Source organism: Erwinia magellanica (assembly GCF_039023495.1).
GTDB lineage: Bacteria > Pseudomonadota > Gammaproteobacteria > Enterobacterales > Enterobacteriaceae > Erwinia.
In genome coordinates this window covers 525,158-550,980 of sequence record NZ_JBCHVC010000002.1, presented here as the reverse complement: position 1 = coordinate 550,980, position 25,823 = coordinate 525,158, and the positions used below count along the sequence as shown (strand labels likewise).

Genomic DNA, 25,823 nt, shown 5'->3' with positions numbered 1-25,823 from the left:
AGTCAGAATGAGCGATTCCGGGGCTGTCTCCCCGGAATCAGCATGGCTGAACGGTAATTACTGCGGTAAACGCAGATAGTGCCCCAGATGATCAAACTCATCGGCGTGAGTCAGCCAGGGGATCTCTCCCAGCAGCGGCGCAGGTAAACGCTGTTTTAACGTCGCCAGATACTCCTGGTGCCGTTTTCCCGCAGGCTGGATCCCATTGGCTATCCAGCCTGCCAGACGCAGGCCACTGGCTTGTATCGCCTGTGCCGTTAACAGGGCATGATTGATACAGCCTAACTTCACCCCAACCACCAGCACCACCGGCAGCTGTTCCTGCTGCACCCAGTCGGCAAACGTCGTGGTGGCAGAGAGCGGTGTGAACCAGCCTCCGGCGCCTTCAGTAAGCACCCAGTCTGCCTGTTGTGTTATGGCGGCCAGACCAGCCGAGAGACGTTCAAAGGTGATGGGTCTGCCCTCTTCTTCACTGACAATATGCGGCGAGGTAGGCTCTTCAAAAGCCAGCGGGTTGATGAGGTCATAAGGTAGCGCCGGCACGCTGTTTTTTTGCAGCGCCAGCGCATCGCTGTTACGCAAGCCTTCCGGCGTAACGTCACAGCCTGACGCCACCGGTTTGTAGCCCACGCTACAAAAACCAGCCGCTCTGGCAGCCTGGAGCAGTGCGGTACTGGCTACCGTCTTGCCCACTTCCGTATCCGTTCCGGTGATAAACCAGCGTTCACTCACGATCCATTACTCCATACACCAGGTGATAGCTGAGCAGATAGCCCCGGCTGTCGCGCGGCCAGCTCTGCTCAAGCTGTTGAAAATGCCCTCTGCTCAGGCCGCCTTCACGCCTGCCGCCATGCAGATGCGTGGCACCAATCCCCTTAAGCGAACGCAGGGCGCTGAGCACATCGGCAAAGGCCAGAGTCAGGGTCTCTTGCTTCAGCCTCAGCGGCAGCTTGTCTCCGGCCAGCGCAATAGCTTCAACCGGCAGAAAGTGATTAACAGGCGCCGCGAGATCCAGCGGTTGCCAGGCTGTTGTCAGCTCGCTTAAAGAGCCAGCCGACAGCGTTGAAAACAGCACCTGACCGCCGGGAAGCGTCACCCGGTAAAGCTCCGTCAGGGCCAGCCGTAAATCACTGCACCATTGCACCGCCAGATTGCTCCAGCAGAGATCAAACTCAGGGGCAGTGAACGGCAGCGCTTCAATATCCCCTCTCTGATAGCAATCCGCCGTGTGCAGTGAGCGCGCCTGTTCCAGCATTTCTGCTGATAAATCAAGGGCTGTGACCGCATTGCCCGCCTCGCGCCAGCGCTTACTGAACCAGCCAGGACCCGATCCGGCATCAAGTACGCGCTGCCCCTGCTGTTTACGGGCGAAGCCAGCCAGCTTCTCTCCGCAAAGACGCTGCAATTCAGCATGCTGGTTATAGGTGTGTGCGGCGCGGCCAAACGCCCTGGCCACCGCCTGTTTGTTAACCCTTTGCATGATGTAGTCCCTCCAGCAGGCGCTCTATATCTTCCGGCTGATGTGCAGCGCTGAGCGTGATGCGCAGCCTGGCGGTGCCGGGAGGAACGGTAGGCGGACGAATAGCAGTGACCCAACAGCCCTGCTGACGAAGCGTTTCTGCCAGCGCCAGCGCCTGATATTCATCGCCCACAATCATCGGCTGGATAGCCGTGCAGGAAGGCAGCAAAGCAAGCCCGCGCTCGGTGGCTCCCTTACGGAAAAGCGCAATGTTGTGATGCAGACGCAGACGTAGTTCATCACCCTGCTGAACAGCGGTCAGCGAGGCGTGAAGCGCGCAAACCTGGGCGGGAGGCATGGCGGTGCTGTAGATCAGATGGCGGGCAAACTGCAACAGATAATCTGCCGTATCGTCATCGCAAAGAACGGCCGCACCGCTCAGGCCGAACGCTTTGCCAAAGGTCACCACCAACAGCTCAGGTTTTACCTGTTGCTGCCAGCAGCTACCGCGCCCCTGCTCGCCGACGGTGCCGATGCCGTGCGCATCATCCACCATCAGCCAGCTGCCGTGGCGCTCAGAGAGCCTGTGCAGCTCCGCCAGCGGCGCGCTGTCACCGTCCATGCTGAAGACTCCCTCTGTCACTATCAGGGTTTCCCCTTCCGTCCCGCTTTCCAGCAGCTTGCTTAACGAGGCGGGCTGATTGTGGGTAAAACGACGCAGCGTGGCGGGGCTTAGCGAAGCGGCTTCAAGCAGGGAGGCATGGGCAAGCTTATCGGCAAAAATACGATCCTTTTTGCTCAACATCGCCGCAATAACCGCCTGATTTGCCGCAAAACCGGAGATAAACAGCAGCGCACGGGAATAGCCGAGCCATGCAGCCAGCCGCTGTTCAAACTCCGCCTGAACGGCATGATAGCCGGTCACATGCCCTGAACCGCCCGCGCCCACCCCATAACATTCAGCGCCCTGCTGCCAGGCGTGTTTGATGGCGGGATAATGGCTCAGTCCAAGATAATCATTGGCGGAGAAGTTAAGATAGCGCTTACCGTCGATTTGCAGCGTTCGCGCATCGCTTTGCTGATTCACTCTGCGTTGGCGAAACTGCCCTTTTTCCCGGCGCGCATCCAGCGCCAGGCTCAGTCTTTGCTGCCAGCTCATTCACAGAGCCGCGTTGTAGAATTGTTCGGTATCGGCATTCAGTAACTGACCGGCCAGCGCCTGCTGCTGCTCGTTATCACCCGCCTCGGTGGTGGTATGGCGCGGGTTCAGTCCCAGTTTGCGGAAGAGCTGCAAGTCTTTGTCTTCTTCCGGATTTGGCGTGGTCAGCAGCTTGCAGCCGTAGAAGATCGAGTTGGCGCCGGCCATAAAGCACATCGCCTGCGTCTGCTCACTCATCTGTTCGCGTCCGGCAGAGAGACGGACGTGCGAGGAAGGCATCATGATGCGCGCCACGGCGATGGTGCGGATAAAGTCGAACGGATCGACATCATCGTTATCGGCCAGCGGCGTGCCTTTGACCTTAACTAACATGTTGATCGGCACACTCTCCGGCGGCACAGGAAGGTTAGCCAGCTGGACCAGCAGCCCGGCGCGATCGTTAACGCTCTCGCCCAGGCCAACAATGCCCCCTGAACAGACTTTGATCCCGGCATCGCGCACTTTTCCCAGCGTATCCAGGCGCTCCTGGTAGCTACGGGTGGTAATGATGTTGCCGTAAAATTCCGGGGAGGTGTCGAGGTTATGGTTGTAGTAATCCAGCCCGGCATGCGCCAGACGCTGGGCCTGATCGTCGCTGAGCGTCCCCAGCGTCATGCAGGTTTCCAGCCCCATTTCACGCACCCCTTTTACCATCTGCTCCAGGTACGGCATATCGCGCTCGTGCGGGTTTTTCCAGGCCGCACCCATGCAGAAGCGATCTGAACCTGCGGCTTTAGCCTTGCGTGCCGAACTCAGCACCTCCTCGACTTCCATCAGCCGCTCGGAAGCCAGCCCGGTTTTGTAGCGTGAACTCTGCGGGCAATATTTGCAGTCTTCCGGGCAGGCGCCGGTTTTGATCGAGAGCAGCGTGCTGACCTGCACCTGACGGGGATCAAAATGTTGGCGGTGAACCTGCTGCGCTTCAAACATCAGCTCTAAAAACGGCTTATCAAAAAGGGCCTGCGCCTGAGAAATAGTCCAACGAGTTGCCATTGCTTGCTCCAAAAAAATGCTGTGGTGATCCGGCTCTGCCTGGTTATACTTGTAAACTAATTTTTTTTAATTTGGTTTACAAGTTATTTATGACCCCTGCCGATCTCGCTTTTGACCGTGACCATATCTGGCACCCTTACACCTCCATGAGCCAGCCGCTGCCGGTCTATCCCGTGGTGGCGGCCCATCAGACCGATCTGCATCTGACCGATGGCCGTAAGCTGATTGATGGCATGTCCTCCTGGTGGGCAGCGATCCACGGTTACAACCATCCTCGTCTTAACCAGGCGATGAGGGCGCAGATTGAGCAGATGTCCCACGTGATGTTTGGCGGCATCACTCATCCTTCCGCCGTGGCGCTGTGCCGCCAACTGGTTGAGATGACGCCTGCCGGGCTGGAGACGGTTTTCCTGGCCGACTCCGGTTCGGTAGCGGTTGAAGTTTCGCTGAAAATGGCGCTGCAATACTGGCAGGCGAGAGGCGAGCGCCGTCAGCGCTTTCTCACGCTGCGCAACGGTTATCATGGCGATACCTTTGCGGCGATGTCGGTCTGCGATCCGCAAAACTCCATGCACAGCTTGTATCAGGGCTATCTGCCTTCCCATCTGTTTGCGGTCGCGCCAGCCTGTGGCTTTGATGATGAGTGGCAGGATCGCGATACGGATGACTTTGAACGGCTGATCCGCCTGCATGCAGGGGAACTGGCAGCCGTGATCCTGGAGCCGATTGTGCAGGGCGCAGGCGGGATGCGGTTTTACCATCCGCGCTATCTGCAACGCGTCCGGGAATTATGCGATCGCCACAATGTGCTGCTGATAGCCGATGAAATCGCCACGGGCTTTGGCCGCACCGGCAAACTCTTTGCCTGTGAGCATGCGGGTATTTCGCCCGATATCCTCTGCGTTGGCAAAGCACTGACAGGCGGTACCATGACGCTTTCAGCGACGCTGACCACCCGCGAAGTCGCCAATACCATCAGCAATGGCGAGGCGGGCTGCTTTATGCACGGCCCGACGTTTATGGGCAATCCGCTGGCCTGCGCCGTTGCCAGCGAAAGCCTGGCAATCTTGCAGGAGAATCGGTGGCAGCAGCAGGTTTCCACTATCGGGACGCAGCTCAAGGCCGCCCTGCTGCCGTTGCAGGCGATGCCGGAAGTGGCGCACGCACGCGTGCTCGGCACCATTGGCGTGATTGAAACACACCGGCCAGTGAATATGGCAGCCCTTCAGGCCTTCTTTGTTGAGCGCGGCGTCTGGATCCGCCCCTTCGGCAAACTTATCTATCTGATGCCGCCTTATATCATTAAACCGGCAGCGCTGAAGCAGCTCACAGATGCCATTGCCGCAGCGCTGGAGCGCCCTGAACTGTTTCTGCACGCTTAACCTTTTCAACCCTTCCGGTCGCTCTTCTGGCCGGAGGGGATCTCCCTCGCAGAGCCTGATTTTCTCCATGCTGCGAAGTGCTATAAAGCAGCGAGAGCCCTGATGCACTACGCTTTTACGGTGCTAAACCGTAAAGGAGATCATTTATGCCGCAAGATAAACAGACAAATCGCCGGATTGTACTGGCCTCGCGCCCGCATGGTGCGCCAACTGAAGCCAATTTTCGTCTTGAATCAGAGCATGTTCCCGTACCCGGGCAGGGCGAAGTTTTACTGCGCACCGTCTGGCTGTCGCTGGACCCTTATATGCGCGGACGCATGAGCGATGCCCCCTCCTATGTTCCACCGATTGCCGTGAATGACGTGATGGGCGCGGGTACGGTGGCCGTGGTTGAGCAGTCCAATAATGAGGATTACGCTCCCGGCGACTGGGTGGTCAGCCAGAGCGGCTGGCAGGACTTTGCCCTTTCCGATGGCAAAGATCTCTTTAAACTCACCGGGCCGGTGTTAAAGCACCCTTCCTGGGCGCTGGGCATGCTTGGTATGACCGGATTCACCGCTTATATGGGCCTGCTGGATATCGGTAATCCACAGCCAGGTGAAACCGTGGTGGTTGCCGCCGCTACCGGTGCCGTAGGATCGATGGTCGGTCAGATTGCCAAACTCAAAGGCTGTTATGTGGTAGGGATAGCCGGGGGTGAAGAGAAATGCCGCTATGCCGAAGAGGTATTAGGCTTTGATCGCTGTCTCGATCACCGTTCTGACGATCTGGCCGAATCCCTTAAGCGCTATTGCCGTGACGGGATTGACGTCTATTTCGAAAGCGTTGGCGGAAAAGTTTTCAACGCCGTTCTGCCGCTGATGAACAGTAAAGGCCGCATTCCGGTCTGCGGGCTGATTGCAGATTACAACAGTACGGAAGCCGCAACCGGGCCAGACAGGCTGCCGCAGTTCCAGAGTGCGATATTACGTAAACGCCTGCGTGTGCAAGGTTTTATTATCACACAGGATTATGGTCACCGTTTTGAAGAGTTCTTCAGCCAGATGAGCCAGTGGGTGGAGCAGGAGCGCTTCGTCTTTCGGGAGGATGTGGTGGACGGACTGGATAATGCGCCGGAAACCTTTATCGGCATGCTGGAGGGAAATAACTTCGGCAAGGTACTGATTCGGGTTGCGGGCGATAAACCCTGAAGGAGCCCTGGAAATGAAACTGTTAATGGTATTAACCTCGCACGATCGTCTGGGCGAGACCGGTAAGAAAACGGGGTTCTGGCTGGAAGAGTTTGCCGCCCCTTATTATGTGTTCCGCGATGCGGGCATCAACGTGGTGCTCGCTTCTCCGGCTGGCGGCCATCCGCCGCTGGACCCGAAAAGCGAAGAGCCGGACGCGCAAACGTCTGACACAGCGCGTTTCCGTCAGGATATTGCGGCTCAGCAGGCCTTAGCCAATACGCAGCAGCTTGAGAATATCGACAGTACCCATTTCGATGCGGTGTTCTATCCCGGCGGACACGGGCCGCTGTGGGACCTGGCCGTGGAGCGCGTCAGCATCGACCTGATTGAAAACTTCTATGCCAACGGCAAGCCGGTTGGCGCAGTTTGTCATGCGCCGGGCGTGCTTCGGCACGTGAAAAAGCCAGACGGCACGCCATTGGTGGCAGGCAAGCGTGTCACCGGTTTCAGCAACACGGAAGAGGAAGCCGTTGGCCTGACGAATGTGGTACCTTTTCTGGTTGAGGATGTCCTTAAATCGCTGGGTGCCAACTATGAAAAAACCAGTGACTGGGGCGTGTATACGCTGACGGATGGTCATCTGGTCACCGGTCAGAATCCCGCATCCTCAGCCGCCGCAGCCGAAGAGCTGTTGAAACTGCTTCACCGATAACACCAGGAGGTGGAATGAAACTGTTTAGCCCGAATTTTAACGATGGCGATAAACTCCCGGAGCGCCATGTTTTTAACGGCATGGGTTATCAGGGTGATAACCTCTCCCCGCATCTGGCGTGGGATGATGTGCCGCCGGGCACGAAAAGCTTTGTTGTGACCTGCTACGATCCGGATGCGCCTACCGGCTCGGGCTGGTGGCACTGGGGAGTAGCTAATTTACCGGCTGAAACCCGCGTACTTCCGCTGGGAGCAGGTTCCGGCGTAGCTGATTTGCCTGTCGGCGCGGTACAAACGCGTACGGACTTTGGCAGCAGCGGCTACGGCGGCGCGGCACCGCCGAAAGGCGAAAGCCACCGTTATATCTTCACTGTGTATGCCATTGATGTGGACGCACTGGAAGTGGATGAGAATTCCAGCGGCGCTTACCTTGGCTTTAACGTGCATTTCCATCAGTTAGGCAGCGCCTCAATAACGGCGATCTACAGCTGACTTAAACGCTGACGGGCGTAACGGCGCGCAGGGAAGCAAGGCATTTCCCGCTGTTGCGACCTAAGCTTAGTGAACGTTGAATAAATTAAGGGGCGAATTTTCGCCCCTTTTCTTTTGCTGGCTGGTTACAGCTGTGTGATAACCACCCACATAGGCCCCTGCCCTACGGCGTAACGCGCCAGCGGTTGCAGTAACCCGCGATCTTCACCAATTTTGTACACTTCAATGTGATGCGATTTCTGCCCCGCCGCGACAACATAACGGCCGGTATTGTCGATATTAAATCCGCGCGGCTGCGTTTCGGTAGGCTGATGACCTTCCACAGCCAGCATTGCACCATCTTCACTCACGCTGAACACGGTCAGAATACTGGCGGTGCGGTCACAGCTGTAAAGGAAGCGGCCATCGGGCGTCAGATGGATATCCGCTGCCCAGCGCGTTTCACTAAAGTCAGAGGGCATCATATCCAGGCTCTGAACCCGTTCAACTTCGCCATGCGCATTATTTAAATTCCACACGTCCACGGTGCTGTCCAGCTCGTTAATGCAGTAGGCATATTGCTGATTAGGGTGGAACACCATATGACGCGGGCCTGCACCGGCCACGGTAGTGACCTGCGCCTGTTTGTGCGGTGCCAGTTGGCCGTTTTCCTGCAAATCAAACAGGCAGATGCGGTCCTGCTTCAGGGCCGGAACAAACAGCGTCTGGTTGATGAGGTCGATATTGGCGGAGTGGCAGCCATCCATGCCAGCAATGACCTGCTGCGGCTCGCCCGGCAGACCGTCGGCACCAATGGGGCTGACGCTGACGCAGGCATCGTTATAAGAGCCGACAAAGATAAAGCGGCCCTGACGATCGGTAGAGATGTGCGTCGGGCTGCCCGGCAGCGAAGCGTGACCAGCTTCGGTGAGCTTACCTTCGCCATCAATCTGATAAGCCACTACGCGGAAGTCCGGACGTACGCCCACGTAGAGAAAACGTTTGTCGGGACTGACAACCATCGGCTGCACCTGGCCCGGCGCATCCACCACCTGCAACAGGGTCAGGGCGCCATCATCGGCTAACTGCCAGGCGTGGATCTGCTGGCTCTCCGGACTGGCGGTATAAACGACTTGTTTCATGAATTCTCCTTTTACTGGGTAAGCTGGCCTGTGGCAAAGCGTAGCGTGTTTTTCCCTCTCCTGGGGGGAGTTTTGTGGCGTCTGGTTTTGTTAACCTCGTCACAGGGTGTACACTCACTGGCTCTTGTTTAGCCACATCCGGAACTGTTTATGAGTTATCGCATCATTGCCCTGGACCTGGACGGCACCCTGTTAACGCCGCAAAAAACCATTCTTCCTGAGTCGCTGGAAGCGCTGAAGAAAGCTCAGCAGGCGGGCATCAAGGTGGCCATCGTCACCGGTCGTCATCATGTCGCTATCCATCCTTTTTATCAGGCGCTGGCGTTAGATACACCTGCAATCTGCTGTAACGGCACCTACTTGTATGATTATCAAGCAAAAAAGGTCATACAGTCCGATCCGCTGCCGAAAGACCAGGCGCTGCGGGTGGTTGAAATGCTGGAGGAAGCGGCAATCCACGGTCTGCTCTATGTTGATAACGCCATGCTCTACCAGACCGAAACCGGCCATGTCACGCGCACCATTAACTGGGGCTTGTCTCTGCCAGAGCATCAGCGTCCGGTGTTCAATAAAGTCGACAGCCTGGCCCAGGCCGCCAGAGATGCGGAGTCGATCTGGAAGTTTGCCCTCTCTCATCCTGACACGCGTGCGTTGCAGCAGTTTGCCGAGCGCGTTGAGCAAGAGATGGGTCTGGCGTGCGAATGGTCATGGCACGACCAGGTCGATATTGCCAAAGCGGGTAACAGCAAGGGCAAACGCCTGGCGCAATGGGTAGCCTCAGAAGGTTATCAGATGAGCGACGTGCTGGCCTTTGGCGATAACTACAACGACCTCAGCATGCTGGAAACGGTAGGCCTTGGCGTGGCGATGGGCAATGCCGATGAGGCAATCAAAGCCCGTGCAGGCCGGGTGATCGGCACCAACCTTGAGCCCGGTATTGCGGAAACTATCTACCGCGAAGTGCTGTAAACAGAGCGGCAGTATCGCGGCGCACGGGCAGCTGTAATCAAGCCTCTATCTTGTGCCGCTGTAAGACGAGGCAATAATCGACACGCTTTTGATCTGGGCATAGAGCCACATGCCCGGTTTAATCATCAGTTCATCGCGCGCCCAGGGCGTGATACGCGCCCACAGCTCGCTTTGCCCCACCATCAGCTTCACCTCTATCTGATCGTCAATCTCCAGCAGTTCCGCGACCTGAGCAGGTACCACGTTGCGAATGCTGCTGTTTACCGGCGGCTGAAGAACCAGCGAGACATCAGCGGACTGAATGCGCAGGCGCAGCGGCGTTCTTGGCGGGGCATCTACCCGGCTGACCCAGATATGCTGATCCCCCAGCGAAAGCGCCGTCATCGCATAGTGCGGATGGTGCTCAAGTACCTGAACCCGCATTACGCTGCTTTGATCTGCCCGTGGCAGCCAGGGGCGCATGGCACTGCTGGCCCACACTTTTTCAATCGTGCCCAATGCTTTCACGCTGCCGTTGTCCAGCACCAGCACGTTGTCCGCCAGCTGAAGAATTTCATCCAGGCTGTGGCTGACATAGAGAATGGGCACATCAACGGTTTTTGCCAGCTTTTGCAGGTAAGGCAGCAGTTCACGCTTCCGGGGCAGATCCAGCGAGGCGAGCGGCTCGTCCATCAGCAGGATTTCAGGTGCCGTCAGCAATGCGCGCCCAATCGCCACGCGCTGCTTTTCACCGCCCGATAACGAGGCGGGAAAACGCGTTAACAGCGCTTCGATGCCCAGCAATTTCACCAGCATCTCAAATTCGGAACGCATGCTTTTTGCCATGCCATATTCAAGATTACCGCGAACGCGATAATGCGGAAACAGCCGCGCATCCTGAAAAACATAGCCGACACGGCGCTTTTCCGGCGGCAGATAAACGCCGTTTTCCGCATCGCTCAGCACCCGACCGTTAAGCCTGATACTCCCCTGCTGCGGTGTTGTCAGTCCGCCAATAGCATTAATCAGCGAGGTCTTACCCGCGCCGGAAACGCCAAAAATTGCGGTGATACCTTTGGCGGGAAGCTGTGCATTCAGGGTCAGCGTATGGTCGCCAAGCTGCTGCGTAAAATGAAGTTCCAGCATTATAACCCCAGCCGTTTCCGGCCCCAGCGGGCCAGCCATTCAGAGATCAACAGTGAACAGAGCGCCAGTAGAATGGCAATCACACAGAGGCGCGCCGCTGCGCCTTCCGCACCGGGCGTTTCAATCAGAGTGTACATTGCAGAGGGCAGCGTCCGGGTTTCACCCGGTATATTGGAGACGAAGGTAATGGTTGCGCCAAATTCACCCAGCGAGCGGGCGAAGGCGAGCACGGTTCCGGCAATAATGCCGGGCAGCGTCAGCGGCAGCGTGATGGTAAAGAAGACTCGCCAGCGTCCCGCGCCCAGCGTGCGGGCAGCCAGTTCCAGCTTGCTGTCGACGCCCTCCAGCGCCAGCCGTATCGCTCTGACCATCAGCGGGAAAGCAATGACCGCTGAGGCAAGCGCCGCCCCGCGCCAGCTAAAGGCGAAGGTGAAACCAAACCACTCATACAGATATTCACCAATAAAACCGCGACGGCCAAAACTGGTCAGCAACAGATAGCCCACCACCACCGGCGGCAGCACCAGCGGCAGGTGGATCACACTGTCCAGCAAAGTTTTGCCGGGAAAACGGCAGCGGACTAATACCCAGGCCATCAGTATCCCAAAGGGCAAACTAAAGAGAACCGCCACCGAGGCAACTTTCAGGCTCAACGCTACCGCCTGCCATTCTGGGTCACTGAGGATCATGATTCAGGCGTAAATCCATATCGTTTGAATATAGCCGCCGCTTCCGGCCCTTTCAGATAGTTATAGAAGGCGGTGACGGTGGCAGAATTATGATCTTTCACCATCGCCATCGGGTATTCAACCGGCTTGTGGCTCTTCTCCGGGAAGGTGCCCACCACCGTGACTTTTTTACTGGCAATGGCATCAGAGCCATAAACGATGCCATAAGGCGCTTCGTTACGCTCTACCAGCGCCAGAGCGACGCGTACGCTGTTTCCCGGCGCGAGCTGAGAGGAGAGGCTATCCCAGGCACCCAGCTTCTGTAACGCTTCTCTGGCATAGATGCCGGCCGGAACGTGGTCGGGATCGCCCACCGACAAACGCTGCCCTTTCAGCAGGCTTTTCCAGTCAGTACTTGCAGAGATTGCCACCGGCTGCGGCTTGCTTTCCGTTGGCGCTACCAGCACCAGTTCGTTGCCTAGCAGAGTAAAACGGCTGGCTTCGTCGATAGTTTTTTTCTGTACGGCGTAATCCATCCACTGCTGATCCGCAGAGATAAACAGATCGGCTGGCGCGCCCTGCTCTATCTGACGAGCCAGCGTAGAGGAGGAAGCGAAGGAAGAGACAATCTTCACCTCTTTGCCTTGCTGATACTGGTCGGCAATTTCCTGTAGGGCATTAGTCAGTGAGGCCGCAGCAAACACGGTTATGTTTTCTGCGGCCGTCGCCTGCCCCGCCAGGCTGCAAAGCGTAGCAGCCACAATGACATGACGTAATTGTACAGACATGGTCTTCTCCAAGGGTCGTTATGTAAATTGTAATATAACGATTTTACTTACCCTGTCATGAAGTTTATCGGCACCAGGCGGGAAAAAGTTAAGCGGGGAGGAAAAAAACGTACGCCCGGCTAAGGCCGGGCGTATCAGAAGAGATTACTGACGGGTTTTTGCTGGCTGCTCTTTCGAATGACCAATTTTGGAGATCACGTTGAACACTTCACCCAGACCGTAAATCAGGCCGAGGATAATTGCCATCACCACAGGAACCATCAGGATAGCTTCACCCAGACCAATAAGTAATTCCACCACAGGAGCCTCCATTGATGAATTGGAAAAAAACCATTGTATCTACAGCGGAAAAAAGTGCACTGCCCTTTTTGTGCGTTTTACCTGTTTTTACGCCCGGCAGGCACAAAGGTGTACACTTCCCCCTTTCTTATTCTTGCCGGAGCGAGCGCCACTATGCAGGCTGAACTTTCCCTGATCCTGAAACTGCAACAGCGCCTGTTTGCAGACCCAAGACGTATCGAACTGCTTAAGCAGGTGCAGCAGACTGGCTCTATCAGCCAGGGGGCCAAACTGGCCGGTATCAGCTATAAAAGCGCCTGGGATGCGATTAACGAAATGAACACTCTGGCGGACCGTACCCTGGTCGAACGGGCAACCGGCGGCAAAGGCGGCGGCGGTGCTCAGGTGACATCCTATGGCGAGCGTCTGATCCAGCTGTTTGCTCTGCTGGAACAAATTCAGCAAAAAGCCTTTGATGTGCTTCAGGATGATGTCCCGCTGGGGAGTTTGCTGGGGGCGATTGCCCGCTTTTCCCTGCAAACCAGCGCGCGTAATCAGCTCTTTGGCACCGTTAGCGAACGCGACGAACAGGCTGTAGTGCAGCATATTGAGGTTTTGCTGGCCGATGGCAGCACCAGGATTAAGGCTGCTGTCACGGAAACCAGCGCTAACCGACTGGCGCTGACCAGCGGCAAAGAGGTGCTGGTGCTAATCAAAGCGCCGTGGATTGATGTCACCTGCCACTCTTCACAGGCGGAGAATCAGCTTGGCGGCACCGTCAGCCACATCGAAAAAGGCGAGGCGCAGAGTGAAGTGCTGATCGCCCTTCCCGGCGGCGAAACGCTTTGTGCCACCCTGGCCAATGAGCGGGTCAGTGAACAACAGCTTCAGCCCGGCATGGCGGTGACAGCACATTTCAACGCCGATAAAGTCATTATCGCCACGCTGCTCTGAATCTTATCCTGTGATTTGACAACCAGGGCGTCAGGGTTTAATAGTTTCGGTTACAGTGCAAAAAATGGAATGAAAAATGTCAACGTTGCATATTTCGCAAGGCACGTTTCACCTTAGCGATACCCGAACCCTGACCCTTGATGCCTTAACGCTTCAGGCTGGCGAAAGCTGGGCTTTTGTCGGCGCGAACGGTAGCGGTAAATCCTCTCTTGCTCGCGTACTGGCAGGCGAACTGAAAAACGCCAAAGGCGAGCTGACCAGCAGCTTCGTTCGCCCGGTTCGTCTTTCGCTGGAACAGCTGCAACAGCTGGTTGCGCAGGAGTGGGAACGCAACAATACCGACCTGCTCAGTCCCGGAGAAGAGGATACCGGCCGCACCACCGCCGACATCATTCAGGAAGAGAGGGCCGATCCTGAACGTTGCCAGCAGCTGGCGGCGCTGTTTGGCATTACCCACCTGCTGGATCGTCGCTTTAAATATCTCTCTACCGGCGAAACCCGTAAAACGCTGCTTTGCCAGACGCTGATGGCCCGGCCAGATTTGCTGGTGCTGGATGAACCCTTTGATGGGCTGGATGTTGCCTCACGCGCGAACCTTGCCCAGGTGCTGGCTGAGCTTCATCAGCAGCACTGTACCGTCGTGCTGGTGCTGAACCGGTTTGATGATATCCCCGACTTTATCGGTAACGTTGGCGTGCTGGCTGAATGCACGCTGACGCACGTTGGGCCGCGCGAAGCAATCCTTGCAGAGGCGCTGGTGGCACAGCTGGCGCACAGCGAACAGCTTACCGGCATGACGCTGCCGGAGCCTGACGATGCCTCACTCAAGCCGAAGCTGGCTGCGGATACTCCTCTTATTGTGCTGCGCGATGGGGTGGTCTCCTACAATGATAAGCCTGTCCTCAATCACCTTAACTGGGAAGTGAAGCCGGGCCAGCACTGGCAGATTGTCGGACCGAACGGTGCCGGTAAATCCACGCTGCTGAGTCTGGTGACCGGCGATCATCCGCAGGGTTACAGCAACGATTTAACGCTGTTTGGCCGCCGACGCGGCAGCGGTGAAACCATCTGGGATATCAAACAGCATACAGGCTATGTCAGCAGCAGCCTGCATCTGGATTACCGCGTCAGCAGCAGCGTGCGCAACGTGATCCTCTCCGGCTACTTCGACTCAATCGGCATTTATCAGGCGGTGTCGGACAGGCAGCGGTCGCTGGCAAAGCAGTGGCTGCATCTGTTGGGTATGGAAAAGCTGGCGGAGTCGCCGTTTCATGACCTCTCCTGGGGCCAGCAGCGGCTGGTGCTGATTGCCCGTGCGCTGGTGAAGCATCCGGCGCTGCTGATCCTTGACGAGCCGTTACAGGGGCTGGACCCAATCAACCGCCAGCTGGTGCGTCGCTTTGTTGATGTGCTGATTGCGGAAGGCGAAACGCAACTGCTGTTTGTTTCGCATCATGCAGAAGATGCGCCGCAGTGCATCACGCATCGTCTGACCTTCCTCCCAGACGGCGATAGCTATCGCTACCAGAGTGATGCGCTATCTGAAAAAGCGCACTGAAAAGCGGGCGACCAGCAAACAGCGCTGGCCGCCATTACGCCCTTTTCTGAAAATTCCTTTTCCCGCCCTTGTTACCCTGCCCGCAGATAAAGCGGGCTAAACCCAGTCTGGCCGGACTTTTTTGATGTAACCGCTACCACTAAAATATCGTTCCTGTTATTCAGGCATGGATTTTTTTGCCGTCTTTACTGATAGTTCGGATTATTCAACTTGTGTAAACGATTCCATTTATCCAGACTTGATCACGCTTTATTCTCCCGCGCTGTGCTATTTTTCTTTAAGGCTATCGACGCATAAAGAAGGTTATCAGGACTCAACATGCAAAAATTTAATCCGGTCGATCACCCGCATCGCCGCTATAACCCACTGTCCGATCAGTGGATTTTGGTCTCTCCTCACCGCGCCAAACGCCCGTGGCAGGGCGCGCAGGAAACCGCTTCCCAGGAAATTCTGCCTGCTCACGATCCAGACTGCTTCCTCTGTCCTGGCAATACCCGCGTGACCGGGGATAAAAATCCCGACTACACCAATACCTACGTCTTTACCAACGACTTTGCCGCGCTGATGACCGACACGCCAGACGCGCCGGAAAGCGAAGATATTCTGATGCGCTGTGAAAGCGCCCGCGGCACCAGCCGGGTAATCTGCTTCTCACCCGATCACAGTAAAACGCTGCCGGAGCTGACGCTCTCCAATCTGGAGCAGGTGGTACGCACCTGGCAGGAGCAGACCGCCGATTTGGGGCAGCACTATCCCTGGGTGCAGGTTTTTGAGAACAAAGGCGCGGCGATGGGCTGCTCTAACCCGCATCCGCATGGCCAGGTCTGGGCCAACAGCTTTCTGCCCAACGAAGCCAAACGCGAAGACGATCTGCAACGCGCTTATTTTGAGCAGCACGGTTCGCCAATGCTGGTGGATTACACTGCCCGTGAGCTGAACGACGGCAGTCGTACCGTGGTGGAAACCGAACACTGGCTGGCCGTGGTGCCCTGGTGGGCGGCCTGGCCGTTCGAAACGCTTCTGCTGCCGAAGGCGCAGAGTAAGCGTCTGGTTGATTTAAGTGATGCCCAGCGTAGCGATCTGGCGCTGGCGCTGAAAAAACTCACCAGCCGTTATGACAACCTGTTCCAGTGCTCCTTCCCCTACTCCATGGGCTGGCACGGCGCGCCGTTTAATGGTGAAGCCAACGATCACTGGCAGCTGCACGCCCACTTCTATCCACCGCTGTTGCGTTCCGCCACGGTGCGAAAATTTATGGTGGGCTATGAGATGCTGGCAGAAACCCAGCGCGACTTAACCGCGGAACAGGCAGCTGAACGCCTGCGTTCCGTCAGTGATATTCATTTCCGCGAGACGGGAGCATAACAATGACTTTAAAGACTCTGACTCACCAGATTTTCAGCGACGCATTTGGTTACGCCGCCGACCACACCGTTCAGGCACCTGGCCGCGTCAACCTGATTGGTGAACATACCGATTACAATGACGGTTTTGTTCTTCCCTGCGCTATCGATTATCAGACGGTCATCGCCTGTGCCAGGCGTGACGATCGGCAGGTTCGCGTTATTGCCGCAGATTACGAAAATCAGCAGGATATTTTCTCGCTCGACGACCCCATTGAACCGCTGAAAGATCAGATGTGGGCCAATTATGTGCGCGGCGTGGTTAAACATCTGCTGAAGCGTAACAAGGACTTTGGCGGTGTGGATATGGTTATCGCCGGTGACGTGCCGCAGGGCGCAGGCCTCAGCTCCTCTGCCTCGCTGGAAGTGGCGGTAGGTACCGTATTCCAACAGCTTTATCAGCTGCCGTTAGAGGGCGCTGAGATTGCAGTTAACGGCCAGGAAGCAGAGAACCAGTTCGTCGGCTGTAACTGCGGCATTATGGATCAGCTGATTTCCGCTCTTGGCAAAAAAGATCACGCCATGCTGCTGGACTGCCGCACGCTGAGCACGCGCCCGGTGCCGATGCCAGAAGAGATTGCGGTGGTGATCATCAATACCAACTTCCGTCGTAGTCTGGTCGGTAGCGAGTACAACGTCCGTCGCGAACAGTGTGAAGCTGGCGCTAAATTCTTTGGCCAAACCTCTCTGCGGGACGTGAAGCTTGAGCAGTTCCAGGCACAGGAAGCGAGCCTTGACCCGATAGTGGCGAAACGCGTGCGCCACGTGCTGACCGAGAATGCCCGTACGCTGGAAGCCGCCGACGTGCTGGCAAAAGGCGATCTGGCCCGCATGGCGGTATTGATGGCCGAATCGCACGCTTCAATGCGTGACGATTTTGAGATCACCGTTCCCCCTGTCGATACGCTGGTGGATATCGTTAAAGCGACGCTGGGTGATCGCGGCGGCGTGCGCATGACCGGTGGCGGCTTCGGCGGTTGCGTGGTGGCGCTGATGCCGCTGGATCTGGTTGATGAAGTCAAAGCAGCCGTGGTTGAGCAGTATGAAGCCAAATCGGGCATCAAAGAGACTTTCTATGTCTGCAAAGCATCAGAAGGAGCCGGACTGTGCTGACAGAACAGACTTCTCATGCGCCTGACGGTCAGCCGTGGCACATCACCACCCTGCGCAATGCAGGCGGCATGGTGGTGACGTTTATGGACTGGGGCGCAACCTGGCTCTCCGCGCGCGTACCAATGAAAGATGGCCGCGTCCGTGAAGCGCTGCTGGGCTGCGCCACGCCTTCAGATTATCTGAAACAGACGGCCTATCTTGGCGCAACCGTGGGGCGCTATGCCAACCGTATCGCCAACGCCACCTTCAGCCGGGAAGGCAAAACCTGGCCCCTGGCTGCCAATCAGGGGCCGCATCAGCTGCACGGCGGCCCGCAAGGGTTCCACAACCGTCGCTGGCAGATTGTGCGTCAGGCAGAACAGGAAGTGGAGTATCAGCTGGACTCGCCAGATGGCGATCAGGGCTATCCGGGCAATCTGCTGGTTACCCTGCTCTACCGGCTGGAAGATGACAACACGCTCACCATTCAGTATCACGCCACTACCGATCAGGCCTGTCCGGTCAATCTGACCAATCATGCCTACTTCAACCTTGATGCGCAGCATGGCGATGCACGCGGCCATAAACTCCAGCTGCATGCAGATCGCTATCTGCCCGTTGACAGTGAAGGGATCCCCAATGCTGCGCTTAAAGCGGTAGCAGGCACCAGCTTTGACTTCCGTCAGCCTAAAACGGTGGCAGAAGAGTTCTTGCAGGATGAGGACCAGCGCGCCGTCAAAGGTTATGACCACGCCTTCCTGCTCAACACTCAGGAGGAGACTGAGCCTGCGGCTGAACTCTGGTCTGAGGATGGTCAGTTGCAGCTTACCGTGTTTACCTCCGCGCCTGCGCTGCAATTTTACTCGGGCAATTATCTGCAAGGCACCCCGGCTCGTGAGCAGGGCGTCTATACTGCGTTTCAGGGTATCGCACTGGAGAGCGAGTTTTTGCCTGACTCGCCGAATCACCCGGAGTGGCCGCAGCCAGACTGCTGGCTGAAACCGGGTGAATCGTATCAGTCGGTGACGCGCTACCGCCTGACGGCGGTTTGACTCAGCGCATGAAAAACGCGCATCAGCGTCGTCACAGGCTTACGCGGTGCGCAGATTTCCGTTATGGTAATGGCCTGTAAAATTGCCGCCAGGGTGTGACGCGCAATTTCCGGTTTACCATTATCATAGAAACGTCAGATTATTAAGGAGTTAAGCTATGGCTGTAACTAAGCTGGTTCTGGTACGTCACGGCGAAAGCCAGTGGAATAATGAAAACCGCTTTACCGGTTGGTACGATGTGGATCTTTCCGATAAAGGCCGTACCGAAGCGAAAGCCGCAGGTCAGCTGCTGAAAAAAGAGGGCTTTACCTTCGATTTCGCTTATACCTCCGTGCTGAAACGTGCCATTCATACACTGTGGAACATTCTGGATGAAGTGGATCAGGTCTGGCTGCCGGTTGAAAAATCCTGGCGTCTGAACGAGCGTCACTACGGTGCGCTACAGGGTCTGGATAAAGCAGAAACCGCCAACAAATATGGCGACGATCAGGTTAAACAGTGGCGTCGCGGCTTCGCCGTCACCCCGCCAGAGCTGGATCGTGCCGATGAGCGCTTCCCTGGCCATGACCCACGTTACGCCAAACTGACTCCAGAGCAGCTGCCTACCACCGAAAGCCTGGCGCTGACCATTGACCGCGTGCTGCCTTACTGGAACGAGTCCATTCTGCCACGCATGAAAAGCGGCGAGAAAGTGATCATCGCAGCTCACGGTAACTCCCTGCGTGCGCTGGTGAAATACCTGGACAACATGAGTGAAGAAGAGATCCTTGAGCTGAATATCCCAACCGGCGTGCCGCTGGTTTATGAGTTCGACGAAAACTTCAAACCGATCAAACATTACTATCTGGGTGATGCTGACGAAATCGCTGCGAAAGCGGCGGCCGTGGCAAACCAGGGTAAAGCGAAGTAAAACTCCCCTTCCAGTGAAGAGAAGTTTCTGAGCAAAAAAAATCCGCCAGCTGGCGGATTTTTTTATTGGCGGGGCGGCTATCCGCGGCGGGTTTTCACTGCCTGTGCCAGCTGGCGAAGCACGGTTTCCGTATCATTCCAGCCGATGCAGGCGTCGGTTACGCTCTGGCCATACACCAGCGGCTCGCCGCTTTCCAGATTCTGATTACCTTCCACCAGATGGCTTTCGATCATCACGCCGATAATCGCTTTTTCGCCATCCGCAATCTGCTGAGCTACATCATCCGCTACCACCAGCTGCTTCTGAAACTGCTTGCTGCTGTTGGCATGGCTGAAGTCAATCATCACCTGCGGTGCCAGGCCCGCCTTCTCAAGACCGGTTTTAACGGCATTGACGTGATGCGCATTGTAGTTTGGCTCTTTACCACCACGAAGAATAATATGGCAGTCACCGTTACCGCTGGTCTCTACGATAGCGGAATGACCATACTTGGTCACAGAGAGGAAGCAGTGTGGCGCGCTGGCGGCGTTAATAGCATCGATAGCAACTTTGATGGTGCCATCTGTACCGTTTTTAAAGCCAACCGGACAGGAGAGGCCGGAAGAGAGTTCGCGGTGAACCTGAGATTCTGTGGTTCTTGCACCAATAGCCCCCCAGCTCATCAGGTCAGCCATATACTGCGGCGTGATCATATCCAGGAACTCACCCGCCGCAGGCAGGCCAGTGTCGTTGATATCAACCAGCAGTTTACGGGCAATACGCAAACCGTCATTGATCTGATAGCTGCCATCCATGTAGGGATCGTTAATCAATCCTTTCCAGCCGACGGTGGTTCGCGGTTTTTCAAAATAGACTCGCATCACCACTTCCAGTGAATCGCTCAGCTCTTCACGCAGCTTAAGCAGGCGCGCTGCATATTCCTTTGCCGCTACCGTATCGTGAATAGAGCATGGGCCAATCACCACTAATAAGCGATCGTCGGTTTTTTTAAGAATATTATGAATGGCCTGACGGGCATCGGAAACGGTCTTTGCCGCCATCTCCGTGGCAGGAAACTTTTCAAGCAGAGCAACCGGGGGGAGCAGTTCTTTTATCTCTTTGATTCTTAAGTCATCATTCTGATAATTCATAATCTTTCCACTGTTTTAAAGGCCGTTATGCACATCGGGCGCATCAGGCCCAATTTATCGCGTGTGCACCCCACTGTAAATCGACTTTATAGAACTTATCGGCGATCGGATTTGCTGTTTTACTATCCTGAACTACACTTAATAGCGTGAACATTTAAAAAAAACGCATAAAGATCACCAACTTTGAACAGGGTGAGCCTGTGCGGATTTTATTTCAGCTTTTTTGATATTTTATTCAAACTGCATTTCACAGAGGTTTGTTTAAACCCTATTCAAAATTTAACGGAGCATAATGATGAATAAGTTTGCAATCGTATTTCTGACAGCAGCAATGACTTTGGGCAGTGGCGCAGCAATGGCTGCTGGCGGCAACAACGGTACCGCTAACCAGGCAGCAGATGCTGGTGCAGCAGCAGGTAGCGCCAAAGAGAACCTTGCCCCGAATAAAGTCGATAACAGTCAAATCAATAACACGGGTGATGCCACTTCCGGTACCCAGCAGAAGATGGATCATCAGAAAAATATGACGGCCAATGAGATTGACCAGAATACTCAGTGTAAAGATGGTAAATGCCCGGACATCAACAAAAAAGTAGGTCCAGGTGCTGATACCAAAACCGATGGCACTTCGCAGTAATCTGCCATCTGGTAAATAAGAGGAGAGCACAGGCTCTCCTTTTTTGTGCCTGTTGCTTCCCCCTGTCATTACGCTATTCTTGAACACCCTGTTTTTTCGCGGATAACTCCATGTTTACGCTACTGCTGATAGACGATCATCCGCTGGTGCAGGTTGCACTTGAAGCGGCTCTGAGGCATGCCCCTGTTCCTTTTCATCTGATAGCGGTAGAAGATGAAAACAGTGCCAGAGAGAAGCTTTCGGCGCAGAAAGTGGATGTGGTCGTGCTGGATATTGGTCTGCCTGACGGCGATGGCCTTCAGCTGTTGAAATATATCCGCCGCCATTTTCCCCAGCTGCCCGTGATCGTTTATTCCGCTCAGGAAGAACGCCTTTATCAACGTCTGGCTGAAGCCGCAGGCGCAACCGGCTACGTTGCCAAACGTCAGCCTGTGCCGCAGCTTCTCTCCGCTATTCTGGCGGTACTGGGCGGCCAGCAGGCTTTCCCGGGCAGCCCCGATAATGTCACAACCAGCGTGTTGACCAGTAAAGAGCAGCAAATTCTTGGACTGCTGGCAAAAGGCCTCTCTAACCTGCAAATTGCCGGGCAGCTTAATATCAGTAATAAAACGGTCAGCACCCATAAAAAGAACATCATGGATAAAACCGGGGCCAGCTCAGTGGTGGAGCTGGTTGGATTCTGGAAATCTCAGCAGTGAAGCGCTGGATCTCCGGCCTGCTGCTTTTGCTGTTGTGCCTGACGACGGAGGCGGCATTAAGGCCTGTCAGCAGCGTCACCCTGCCTCAGGAGATGATGCCGCTGGAGCAGCCCATACGCTGGCAGGAGAAGACCCTGCGCGTGGGGATCCTGCGGGACAACAGTACCCCCTGGAATATGGTGGTGGGCCAGGATCTCTATGGTATTAACGCCGATTATCTGGTGGCGCTGACGCAGACTACCGGCATGAAATTTCAGGTTGAAAGTTATGCCGACTGGCAGGCCTTGTTGCAGGCTTTACAGACGGGGAAGTTAGATATCATCTTCGGCGTCCCGCAGCAAACGCTCCCCGCCGGACTAAGCGCAACACAGCCCTGGTTTACCAGCCCGCTGCGCATTTACCGCAGCCGCGATAACCTTCGCCCGGTAATGTTTAACTCGGCTGATGCGCAGATTACCGTCAGCCGCGCCACGCTAAAGCTTATTTCTCCTGACTTTGCCAAAAAGCACCACTGGAAAGTGGTGGACAATGATTTGCAGGCCCTTTATGCCCTGCTGAATAATCAAAGCGACTATGTGGTCGCTGATGAAACCAGCGCCGGTTTTTTGCTGAGCCAGCTACAGCAGGGCCAGATTTACCAGCTTGCTTCCCCCCTCAATCCGGGTGAGCTGCGTTTGCAGGCCGTCACCACCAGCCAGCTGCTCACTGACCGTATCGACACCGCTTTCCGGCAGCTGCCAATGGAGGTTGTTAACGGTATTCAGGGGCGCTGGAGCAGCCAGCTTCCCCGCTATCAGGACACCAATACTGCCCACTTATCCCCAATGGAGCGCAGCTGGACAGAGCAGCATCCGGTGGTTACCTATGCCGCCATCAGCGATGATTATCCCTGGAGCTTTCGTGGCCCCGGCGGCCAGCCCAGCGGTTACAGCATAGAGTTGCTGAATATTATCGGGCAGAACACCGGGCTGCGCTTCCAGCCCTGGTGGGTAAGCAATGCAGAACAGGCTCAGGCGCTGGTTGATCAGGGCCGGGCGATGATCCAACTCACGCTGCCGCTAACCAGTGACGATGCCATGCGTACCAATACGTTACCGGTCTGGCGCGCGCTCTGGGGCGTTTATGTGGGTCAGATGTCACCGCCCGTGACCGGCTGGCAGCAGCTTAAAGGACTGAGAGTCGGTATCCGGCGTGGCGATATTGCCCGGCAGCTGATCCCTTCAGATGTCAAAATTGTCACCTTTGAAGAGAGCAAAACGCTCTACGATGCGTTAGCAAACGGGCAAATCGACGCGCTGGTAGATAACGTTATCTCTGCCCGCTGGTTGATCCAGTCCCGCTACAGTAATGCGCTGCGTCTTGCTTTTGCCGCCAGCGATACCGCATGGCCCATCACTCTTGGCGTCAGCCCTGACTTTCCGCTGTTAAGAACCCTGCTCAACAGCAGCCTGCAACAAATTCCTGCTGACACGCAGCAGCGTATGCGGGAAAACTGGAGCAGTAACAGCACGGTGCTGGCAGAGAGCGGCGAGGGTCAGATGCGGCCTGTTTCTTTGTTTGTACTGATAGCCGCGCTGTTTGCCATTCTTTTTCTGTTAATCCTGCTGCTGCGTCGTTATCTGGAGCAGCGCCGGGAGCGGAGACAACGACGGCAGCTGGAGCTGGAGCGCGAAGAGGCCGAGCGGGCTAACCAGATGAAAAGCCAGTTTCTGGCTACGGTAAGTCATGAGCTGCGCACTCCGATGCAGGCAATTCTTGGGTTGCTGGAAGTGGAGGTCTCACGCCAGCCCGCGGCGAAAAACCTGACCGTGATCCACAGCAGCGCCTCCGCCCTGATGACGCTGCTGAACGATCTTCAGGATCACGCCAAGCTGGAAAGCAACAGCTTTACGCTGGTGCCGCAGCCGCTGGATCCGGCCAAATGGCTGAACCGTCTTGCGGATTTTTATCATCCTCTGATGCGGCCTGACGGCCCGGTTTTCCGCGTCGAAGCCGTTCCCCCGTTACCGGCATGGATCCTGATTGATGAGCAGCGGTTGCAGCAGATTGCCTATAACCTGATCGGTAACGCCATCAAATTTACCCGCCAGGGCGAGATACGCGTCACGCTGGCGGCAGATGAGGCGAATCAGCATCTCTGCCTGAGAGTGATTGACACCGGCAGCGGCATTCCGGCGGCGGAGCAGGCTAAACTGTTCGAACCCTGGTATCAGACCCCTTCCGGTCGTCAGCTCTCTGTACAGGGCAGCGGTTTAGGGCTTTCAATCTGTAAAGAGATTGTGTCCCGTATGGCGGGAGAGATCCGGCTGGACTCTGCGCCGGGGCGCGGTACGACGCTGACGGTCATCCTTCCTCTGCAAACGCTTACGGAAGATCGGGTTCCCGCCGAACCGCTGCCTGACTCTACCTTCAGCCGGCCTGTCAGCCCGCTCCGGGTAGCCATTGTGGATGACCATCCTACTAACCTGCTGGTGATGCAACAGCAGCTTGCCTGGTTCGGTATTGCAGCCGAATGCTTTCCGGATGGCCGGGCGCTGCTGGCGGCGAAAGAACACTATGACCTGCTCTTTATCGATTTCAGCATGCCGCACCCGGATGGCCTGACGGTGGCAAAGATCTTGCGTCGTCGCGAACGCCTGCGGTCGCAGCGAAGCCGCATTGTTATCTGTTCTGCCGATGCTGACCTCCTCTCCCGCCCTGCCATCCTGGCGGTAAGCGATAAAGTGCTGCTGAAACCCGTCACGCTACGTGAAATTGAGCCGATCCTGGCTGCTCAGTCAATGGCGGGTCTGGAGGAACGGCTCTGGTCGCTGGCCGGCGAGGACGAGCTCTTTTTCGGTAAAATTCGTCAAACGCTTCAGCGCACCCTGCGTGAAGATAGCGACAGGCTGAAGTCGGCGGTGGCTGAGCACGCCTGGGATAACGCTGAAAAAGCGGCTCATCGCCTGAAAGGCAGCTGGCAGATGCTAGGCTATGGCGACGGCGAAAAACTGTGCCAGCGCATTATTGAACAATGTCGCGCAGGGGAAGCGTCTGCAACCGATCTGAATTTATTGATATTATTAACGGAAAGTCTACTCACTGAACTGGAAACTTATGGCGCACACCCACTCTGAAGGAACAGGAAACCGTTCCCGCTTGCTGGCCGCTTTCATCGTCACCGCGCTGTTTATGGTGGCAGAAGTTGCAGGCGGCCTGATTTCCGGCTCTCTGGCCCTGCTGGCGGATGCCGGACATATGCTAACCGATGCCGCCGCCCTGTTAATGGCGCTGCTGGCGGTTCAGTTTGCCCAACGTAAGCCCAATGCCCGCCATACCTTCGGCCTGCTGCGGCTGACCACGCTGGCGGCGTTTATTAATGCAATAGCTCTGGTGGTCATCACCGTGCTGATTGTCTGGGAAGCCGTCATCCGCTTTATGCATCCTCAACCCATTGCTGGCGGTTTTATGCTGGGCATCGCTGTCGCGGGTTTACTGGCTAATCTGCTCTCATTCTGGCTGTTGCATCGCGGGAGTGAAGAGAAGAACCTTAACGTTCGGGCAGCAGCACTGCATGTTTTAGGGGATTTGCTTGGCTCGGTCGGAGCGATTGTCGCCGCGCTGATCATCATGTACACCGGCTGGACGCCTGTTGACCCCATCTTATCGATTCTGGTCTCTGTATTGGTGTTGCGCAGCGCCTGGGCGCTGATGAAAGAGAGTTTTCATGAACTGCTGGAGGGCGCGCCAGCGTCGCTGGATGTGGATAAGCTGAAGCGGGCGTTAACGCGGGGTATCCCGGAAATTCGCAACGTGCATCATCTTCACTTATGGCAGGTTGGGGAAAAACCGGTGATGACGCTGCATGTCCACGTTATTCCGCCTTACGATCATGATGCGCTGCTGCACAAAATTCATCACTGGCTACATGAGCATTATCAGATAGAGCATGCCACGGTGCAGATGGAATATCAGGGATGTGCAGATGGCGACTGCGAGTTGAGCTGGGGAAGCGGCGGGCACGATCATACACATGCCCACCATCATCATTAA

General features: G+C 56.1%; 25 protein-coding genes. 15 read left to right on the top strand and 10 right to left on the bottom strand.

All coding sequences use genetic code 11. The features are described 5' to 3' along the window. Window positions 1-57: 57 nt before the first annotated feature. From bioD to bioB, 4 genes are read right to left on the bottom strand one after another with little or no spacing between them, the layout of a single operon-like run. Window positions 58-732 (bottom strand): dethiobiotin synthase, encoded by a 675-nt coding sequence (bioD, locus tag AAH450_RS09905; protein ID WP_342910058.1) that lies wholly within the window; start codon window positions 730-732, stop codon window positions 58-60. Continuing rightward, window positions 725-1,483 carry a malonyl-ACP O-methyltransferase BioC gene (bioC, locus tag AAH450_RS09900; RefSeq protein ID WP_342910381.1) on the bottom strand — a complete coding sequence of 253 codons (759 nt, stop codon included), beginning with the start codon at window positions 1,481-1,483 and terminating at the stop codon, window positions 725-727. Before bioC ends, bioD begins: the two co-directional genes overlap by 8 nt. Then, entirely contained in the window at window positions 1,467-2,618 is a 1,152-nt protein-coding gene (gene bioF / locus AAH450_RS09895; protein WP_342910057.1) for an 8-amino-7-oxononanoate synthase, read from the bottom strand. Before bioF ends, bioC begins: the two co-directional genes overlap by 17 nt. Next, the gene (gene bioB / locus AAH450_RS09890; protein WP_342910056.1) at window positions 2,619-3,650 is read right to left on the bottom strand and encodes a biotin synthase BioB; all 1,032 of its coding nucleotides are present in this window, start codon (window positions 3,648-3,650) and stop codon (window positions 2,619-2,621) included. A gap of 89 nt (window positions 3,651-3,739) precedes the next feature. Here bioB and bioA point away from each other — a divergent pair, with 89 nt between their 5' ends. The 4 genes from bioA to AAH450_RS09870 all read left to right on the top strand — a co-directional run bounded on the left by bioA (window position 3,740) and on the right by AAH450_RS09870 (window position 7,407). Beyond that, window positions 3,740-5,032: an adenosylmethionine--8-amino-7-oxononanoate transaminase gene (gene bioA, locus AAH450_RS09885; protein ID WP_342910055.1), complete on the top strand. Its 1,293-nt coding sequence runs from the start codon at window positions 3,740-3,742 to the stop codon at window positions 5,030-5,032. Window positions 5,033-5,178: 146 nt separating this feature from the next. Then, window positions 5,179-6,222, top strand: coding sequence for an NADP-dependent oxidoreductase (locus AAH450_RS09880; RefSeq protein WP_342910054.1), 1,044 nt, complete (start codon window positions 5,179-5,181; stop codon window positions 6,220-6,222). Between the two features lie 13 nt (window positions 6,223-6,235). Then, window positions 6,236-6,916, top strand: a complete 681-nt coding sequence (locus AAH450_RS09875) for a type 1 glutamine amidotransferase domain-containing protein (protein ID WP_318792253.1) — start codon at window positions 6,236-6,238, stop codon at window positions 6,914-6,916. A 14-nt stretch (window positions 6,917-6,930) separates the two neighbouring features. Further along, complete coding sequence (locus AAH450_RS09870; protein ID WP_342910053.1) at window positions 6,931-7,407, top strand: kinase inhibitor; 477 nt, start codon at window positions 6,931-6,933, stop codon at window positions 7,405-7,407. Between the two features lie 125 nt (window positions 7,408-7,532). Here the strand turns inward: AAH450_RS09870 and pgl are convergent, their stop codons facing one another. Further along, complete coding sequence (gene pgl / locus AAH450_RS09865; protein WP_342910052.1) at window positions 7,533-8,528, bottom strand: 6-phosphogluconolactonase; 996 nt, start codon at window positions 8,526-8,528, stop codon at window positions 7,533-7,535. A gap of 150 nt (window positions 8,529-8,678) precedes the next feature. On the opposite strand from pgl, the gene AAH450_RS09860 reads away from it, so the two are divergent. Then, window positions 8,679-9,497 carry a pyridoxal phosphatase gene (locus tag AAH450_RS09860; RefSeq protein ID WP_342910051.1) on the top strand — a complete coding sequence of 273 codons (819 nt, stop codon included), beginning with the start codon at window positions 8,679-8,681 and terminating at the stop codon, window positions 9,495-9,497. A 45-nt stretch (window positions 9,498-9,542) separates the two neighbouring features. Here AAH450_RS09860 and modC read toward each other — a convergent pair whose 3' ends face one another. The 4 genes from modC to AAH450_RS09840 all read right to left on the bottom strand — a co-directional run bounded on the left by modC (window position 9,543) and on the right by AAH450_RS09840 (window position 12,378). Further along, window positions 9,543-10,622 (bottom strand): molybdenum ABC transporter ATP-binding protein ModC, encoded by a 1,080-nt coding sequence (gene modC, locus AAH450_RS09855; RefSeq protein ID WP_342910050.1) that lies wholly within the window; start codon window positions 10,620-10,622, stop codon window positions 9,543-9,545. After that, window positions 10,622-11,311, bottom strand: a complete 690-nt coding sequence (gene modB, locus AAH450_RS09850; protein ID WP_342910049.1) for a molybdate ABC transporter permease subunit — start codon at window positions 11,309-11,311, stop codon at window positions 10,622-10,624. Before modB ends, modC begins: the two co-directional genes overlap by 1 nt. Beyond that, entirely contained in the window at window positions 11,308-12,078 is a 771-nt protein-coding gene (gene modA / locus AAH450_RS09845) for a molybdate ABC transporter substrate-binding protein (protein ID WP_342910048.1), read from the bottom strand. The genes modB and modA overlap by 4 nt, the downstream gene beginning before the upstream one ends. 144 nt (window positions 12,079-12,222) lie before the next feature. Beyond that, the gene (locus tag AAH450_RS09840) at window positions 12,223-12,378 is read right to left on the bottom strand and encodes an AcrZ family multidrug efflux pump-associated protein (RefSeq protein WP_318792246.1); all 156 of its coding nucleotides are present in this window, start codon (window positions 12,376-12,378) and stop codon (window positions 12,223-12,225) included. Window positions 12,379-12,531: 153 nt separating this feature from the next. Between AAH450_RS09840 and modE the strand changes: the two genes are divergently transcribed. From modE to gpmA, 6 genes are all read left to right on the top strand, one after another. After that, window positions 12,532-13,311 (top strand): molybdenum-dependent transcriptional regulator, encoded by a 780-nt coding sequence (modE, locus tag AAH450_RS09835; RefSeq protein ID WP_342910380.1) that lies wholly within the window; start codon window positions 12,532-12,534, stop codon window positions 13,309-13,311. A gap of 76 nt (window positions 13,312-13,387) precedes the next feature. Beyond that, on the top strand, window positions 13,388-14,869 hold the full coding sequence (gene modF / locus AAH450_RS09830; protein ID WP_342910047.1) for a molybdate ABC transporter ATP-binding protein ModF: 1,482 nt from the start codon (window positions 13,388-13,390) through the stop codon (window positions 14,867-14,869). A gap of 318 nt (window positions 14,870-15,187) precedes the next feature. After that, on the top strand, window positions 15,188-16,234 hold the full coding sequence (galT, locus tag AAH450_RS09825; RefSeq protein ID WP_342910046.1) for a galactose-1-phosphate uridylyltransferase: 1,047 nt from the start codon (window positions 15,188-15,190) through the stop codon (window positions 16,232-16,234). A 2-nt stretch (window positions 16,235-16,236) separates the two neighbouring features. After that, entirely contained in the window at window positions 16,237-17,385 is a 1,149-nt protein-coding gene (gene galK, locus AAH450_RS09820; RefSeq protein WP_342910045.1) for a galactokinase, read from the top strand. Then, window positions 17,379-18,416, top strand: coding sequence for a galactose-1-epimerase (gene galM, locus AAH450_RS09815; RefSeq protein WP_342910044.1), 1,038 nt, complete (start codon window positions 17,379-17,381; stop codon window positions 18,414-18,416). Before galK ends, galM begins: the two co-directional genes overlap by 7 nt. Before the next feature lie 157 nt (window positions 18,417-18,573). Further along, complete coding sequence (gene gpmA, locus AAH450_RS09810; RefSeq protein WP_318792241.1) at window positions 18,574-19,326, top strand: 2,3-diphosphoglycerate-dependent phosphoglycerate mutase; 753 nt, start codon at window positions 18,574-18,576, stop codon at window positions 19,324-19,326. A gap of 77 nt (window positions 19,327-19,403) precedes the next feature. Here gpmA and aroG read toward each other — a convergent pair whose 3' ends face one another. Beyond that, a complete protein-coding gene (gene aroG / locus AAH450_RS09805) occupies window positions 19,404-20,456 on the bottom strand; it encodes a 3-deoxy-7-phosphoheptulonate synthase AroG (protein ID WP_342910043.1) in 1,053 nt (350 codons plus the stop codon). A 292-nt stretch (window positions 20,457-20,748) separates the two neighbouring features. Between aroG and AAH450_RS09800 the strand changes: the two genes are divergently transcribed. The 4 genes from AAH450_RS09800 (at window position 20,749) to zitB (ending at window position 25,823) form a co-directional block, all read left to right on the top strand. Then, window positions 20,749-21,093 carry a protein YbgS gene (locus AAH450_RS09800; protein WP_342910042.1) on the top strand — a complete coding sequence of 115 codons (345 nt, stop codon included), beginning with the start codon at window positions 20,749-20,751 and terminating at the stop codon, window positions 21,091-21,093. Window positions 21,094-21,203: 110 nt separating this feature from the next. Continuing rightward, on the top strand, window positions 21,204-21,791 hold the full coding sequence (locus tag AAH450_RS09795; protein WP_342910041.1) for a response regulator transcription factor: 588 nt from the start codon (window positions 21,204-21,206) through the stop codon (window positions 21,789-21,791). Then, window positions 21,788-24,907: an ATP-binding protein gene (locus tag AAH450_RS09790; protein ID WP_342910040.1), complete on the top strand. Its 3,120-nt coding sequence runs from the start codon at window positions 21,788-21,790 to the stop codon at window positions 24,905-24,907. Before AAH450_RS09795 ends, AAH450_RS09790 begins: the two co-directional genes overlap by 4 nt. Further along, window positions 24,888-25,823 (top strand): CDF family zinc transporter ZitB, encoded by a 936-nt coding sequence (zitB, locus tag AAH450_RS09785; RefSeq protein WP_342910039.1) that lies wholly within the window; start codon window positions 24,888-24,890, stop codon window positions 25,821-25,823. The genes AAH450_RS09790 and zitB overlap by 20 nt, the downstream gene beginning before the upstream one ends.

What these genes read in the sequence shown, in the direction of transcription:
- bioF (WP_342910057.1), bottom strand. Translation starts at nt 2,618, where the DNA reads ATGAGCTGGCAGCAAAGACTGAGCCTGGCGCTGGATGCGCGCCGGGAA.
- bioB (WP_342910056.1), bottom strand. Translation starts at nt 3,650, where the DNA reads ATGGCAACTCGTTGGACTATTTCTCAGGCGCAGGCCCTTTTTGATAAG.
- bioA (WP_342910055.1), top strand. Translation starts at nt 3,740, where the DNA reads ATGACCCCTGCCGATCTCGCTTTTGACCGTGACCATATCTGGCACCCT.
- AAH450_RS09880 (WP_342910054.1), top strand. Translation starts at nt 5,179, where the DNA reads ATGCCGCAAGATAAACAGACAAATCGCCGGATTGTACTGGCCTCGCGC.
- AAH450_RS09875 (WP_318792253.1), top strand. Translation starts at nt 6,236, where the DNA reads ATGAAACTGTTAATGGTATTAACCTCGCACGATCGTCTGGGCGAGACC.
- AAH450_RS09870 (WP_342910053.1), top strand. Translation starts at nt 6,931, where the DNA reads ATGAAACTGTTTAGCCCGAATTTTAACGATGGCGATAAACTCCCGGAG.
- pgl (WP_342910052.1), bottom strand. Translation starts at nt 8,528, where the DNA reads ATGAAACAAGTCGTTTATACCGCCAGTCCGGAGAGCCAGCAGATCCAC.
- AAH450_RS09860 (WP_342910051.1), top strand. Translation starts at nt 8,679, where the DNA reads ATGAGTTATCGCATCATTGCCCTGGACCTGGACGGCACCCTGTTAACG.
- modC (WP_342910050.1), bottom strand. Translation starts at nt 10,622, where the DNA reads ATGCTGGAACTTCATTTTACGCAGCAGCTTGGCGACCATACGCTGACC.
- modB (WP_342910049.1), bottom strand. Translation starts at nt 11,311, where the DNA reads ATGATCCTCAGTGACCCAGAATGGCAGGCGGTAGCGTTGAGCCTGAAA.
- modA (WP_342910048.1), bottom strand. Translation starts at nt 12,078, where the DNA reads ATGTCTGTACAATTACGTCATGTCATTGTGGCTGCTACGCTTTGCAGC.
- modE (WP_342910380.1), top strand. Translation starts at nt 12,532, where the DNA reads ATGCAGGCTGAACTTTCCCTGATCCTGAAACTGCAACAGCGCCTGTTT.
- modF (WP_342910047.1), top strand. Translation starts at nt 13,388, where the DNA reads ATGTCAACGTTGCATATTTCGCAAGGCACGTTTCACCTTAGCGATACC.
- galT (WP_342910046.1), top strand. Translation starts at nt 15,188, where the DNA reads ATGCAAAAATTTAATCCGGTCGATCACCCGCATCGCCGCTATAACCCA.
- galK (WP_342910045.1), top strand. Translation starts at nt 16,237, where the DNA reads ATGACTTTAAAGACTCTGACTCACCAGATTTTCAGCGACGCATTTGGT.
- gpmA (WP_318792241.1), top strand. Translation starts at nt 18,574, where the DNA reads ATGGCTGTAACTAAGCTGGTTCTGGTACGTCACGGCGAAAGCCAGTGG.
- aroG (WP_342910043.1), bottom strand. Translation starts at nt 20,456, where the DNA reads ATGAATTATCAGAATGATGACTTAAGAATCAAAGAGATAAAAGAACTG.
- AAH450_RS09800 (WP_342910042.1), top strand. Translation starts at nt 20,749, where the DNA reads ATGATGAATAAGTTTGCAATCGTATTTCTGACAGCAGCAATGACTTTG.
- AAH450_RS09795 (WP_342910041.1), top strand. Translation starts at nt 21,204, where the DNA reads ATGTTTACGCTACTGCTGATAGACGATCATCCGCTGGTGCAGGTTGCA.
- zitB (WP_342910039.1), top strand. Translation starts at nt 24,888, where the DNA reads ATGGCGCACACCCACTCTGAAGGAACAGGAAACCGTTCCCGCTTGCTG.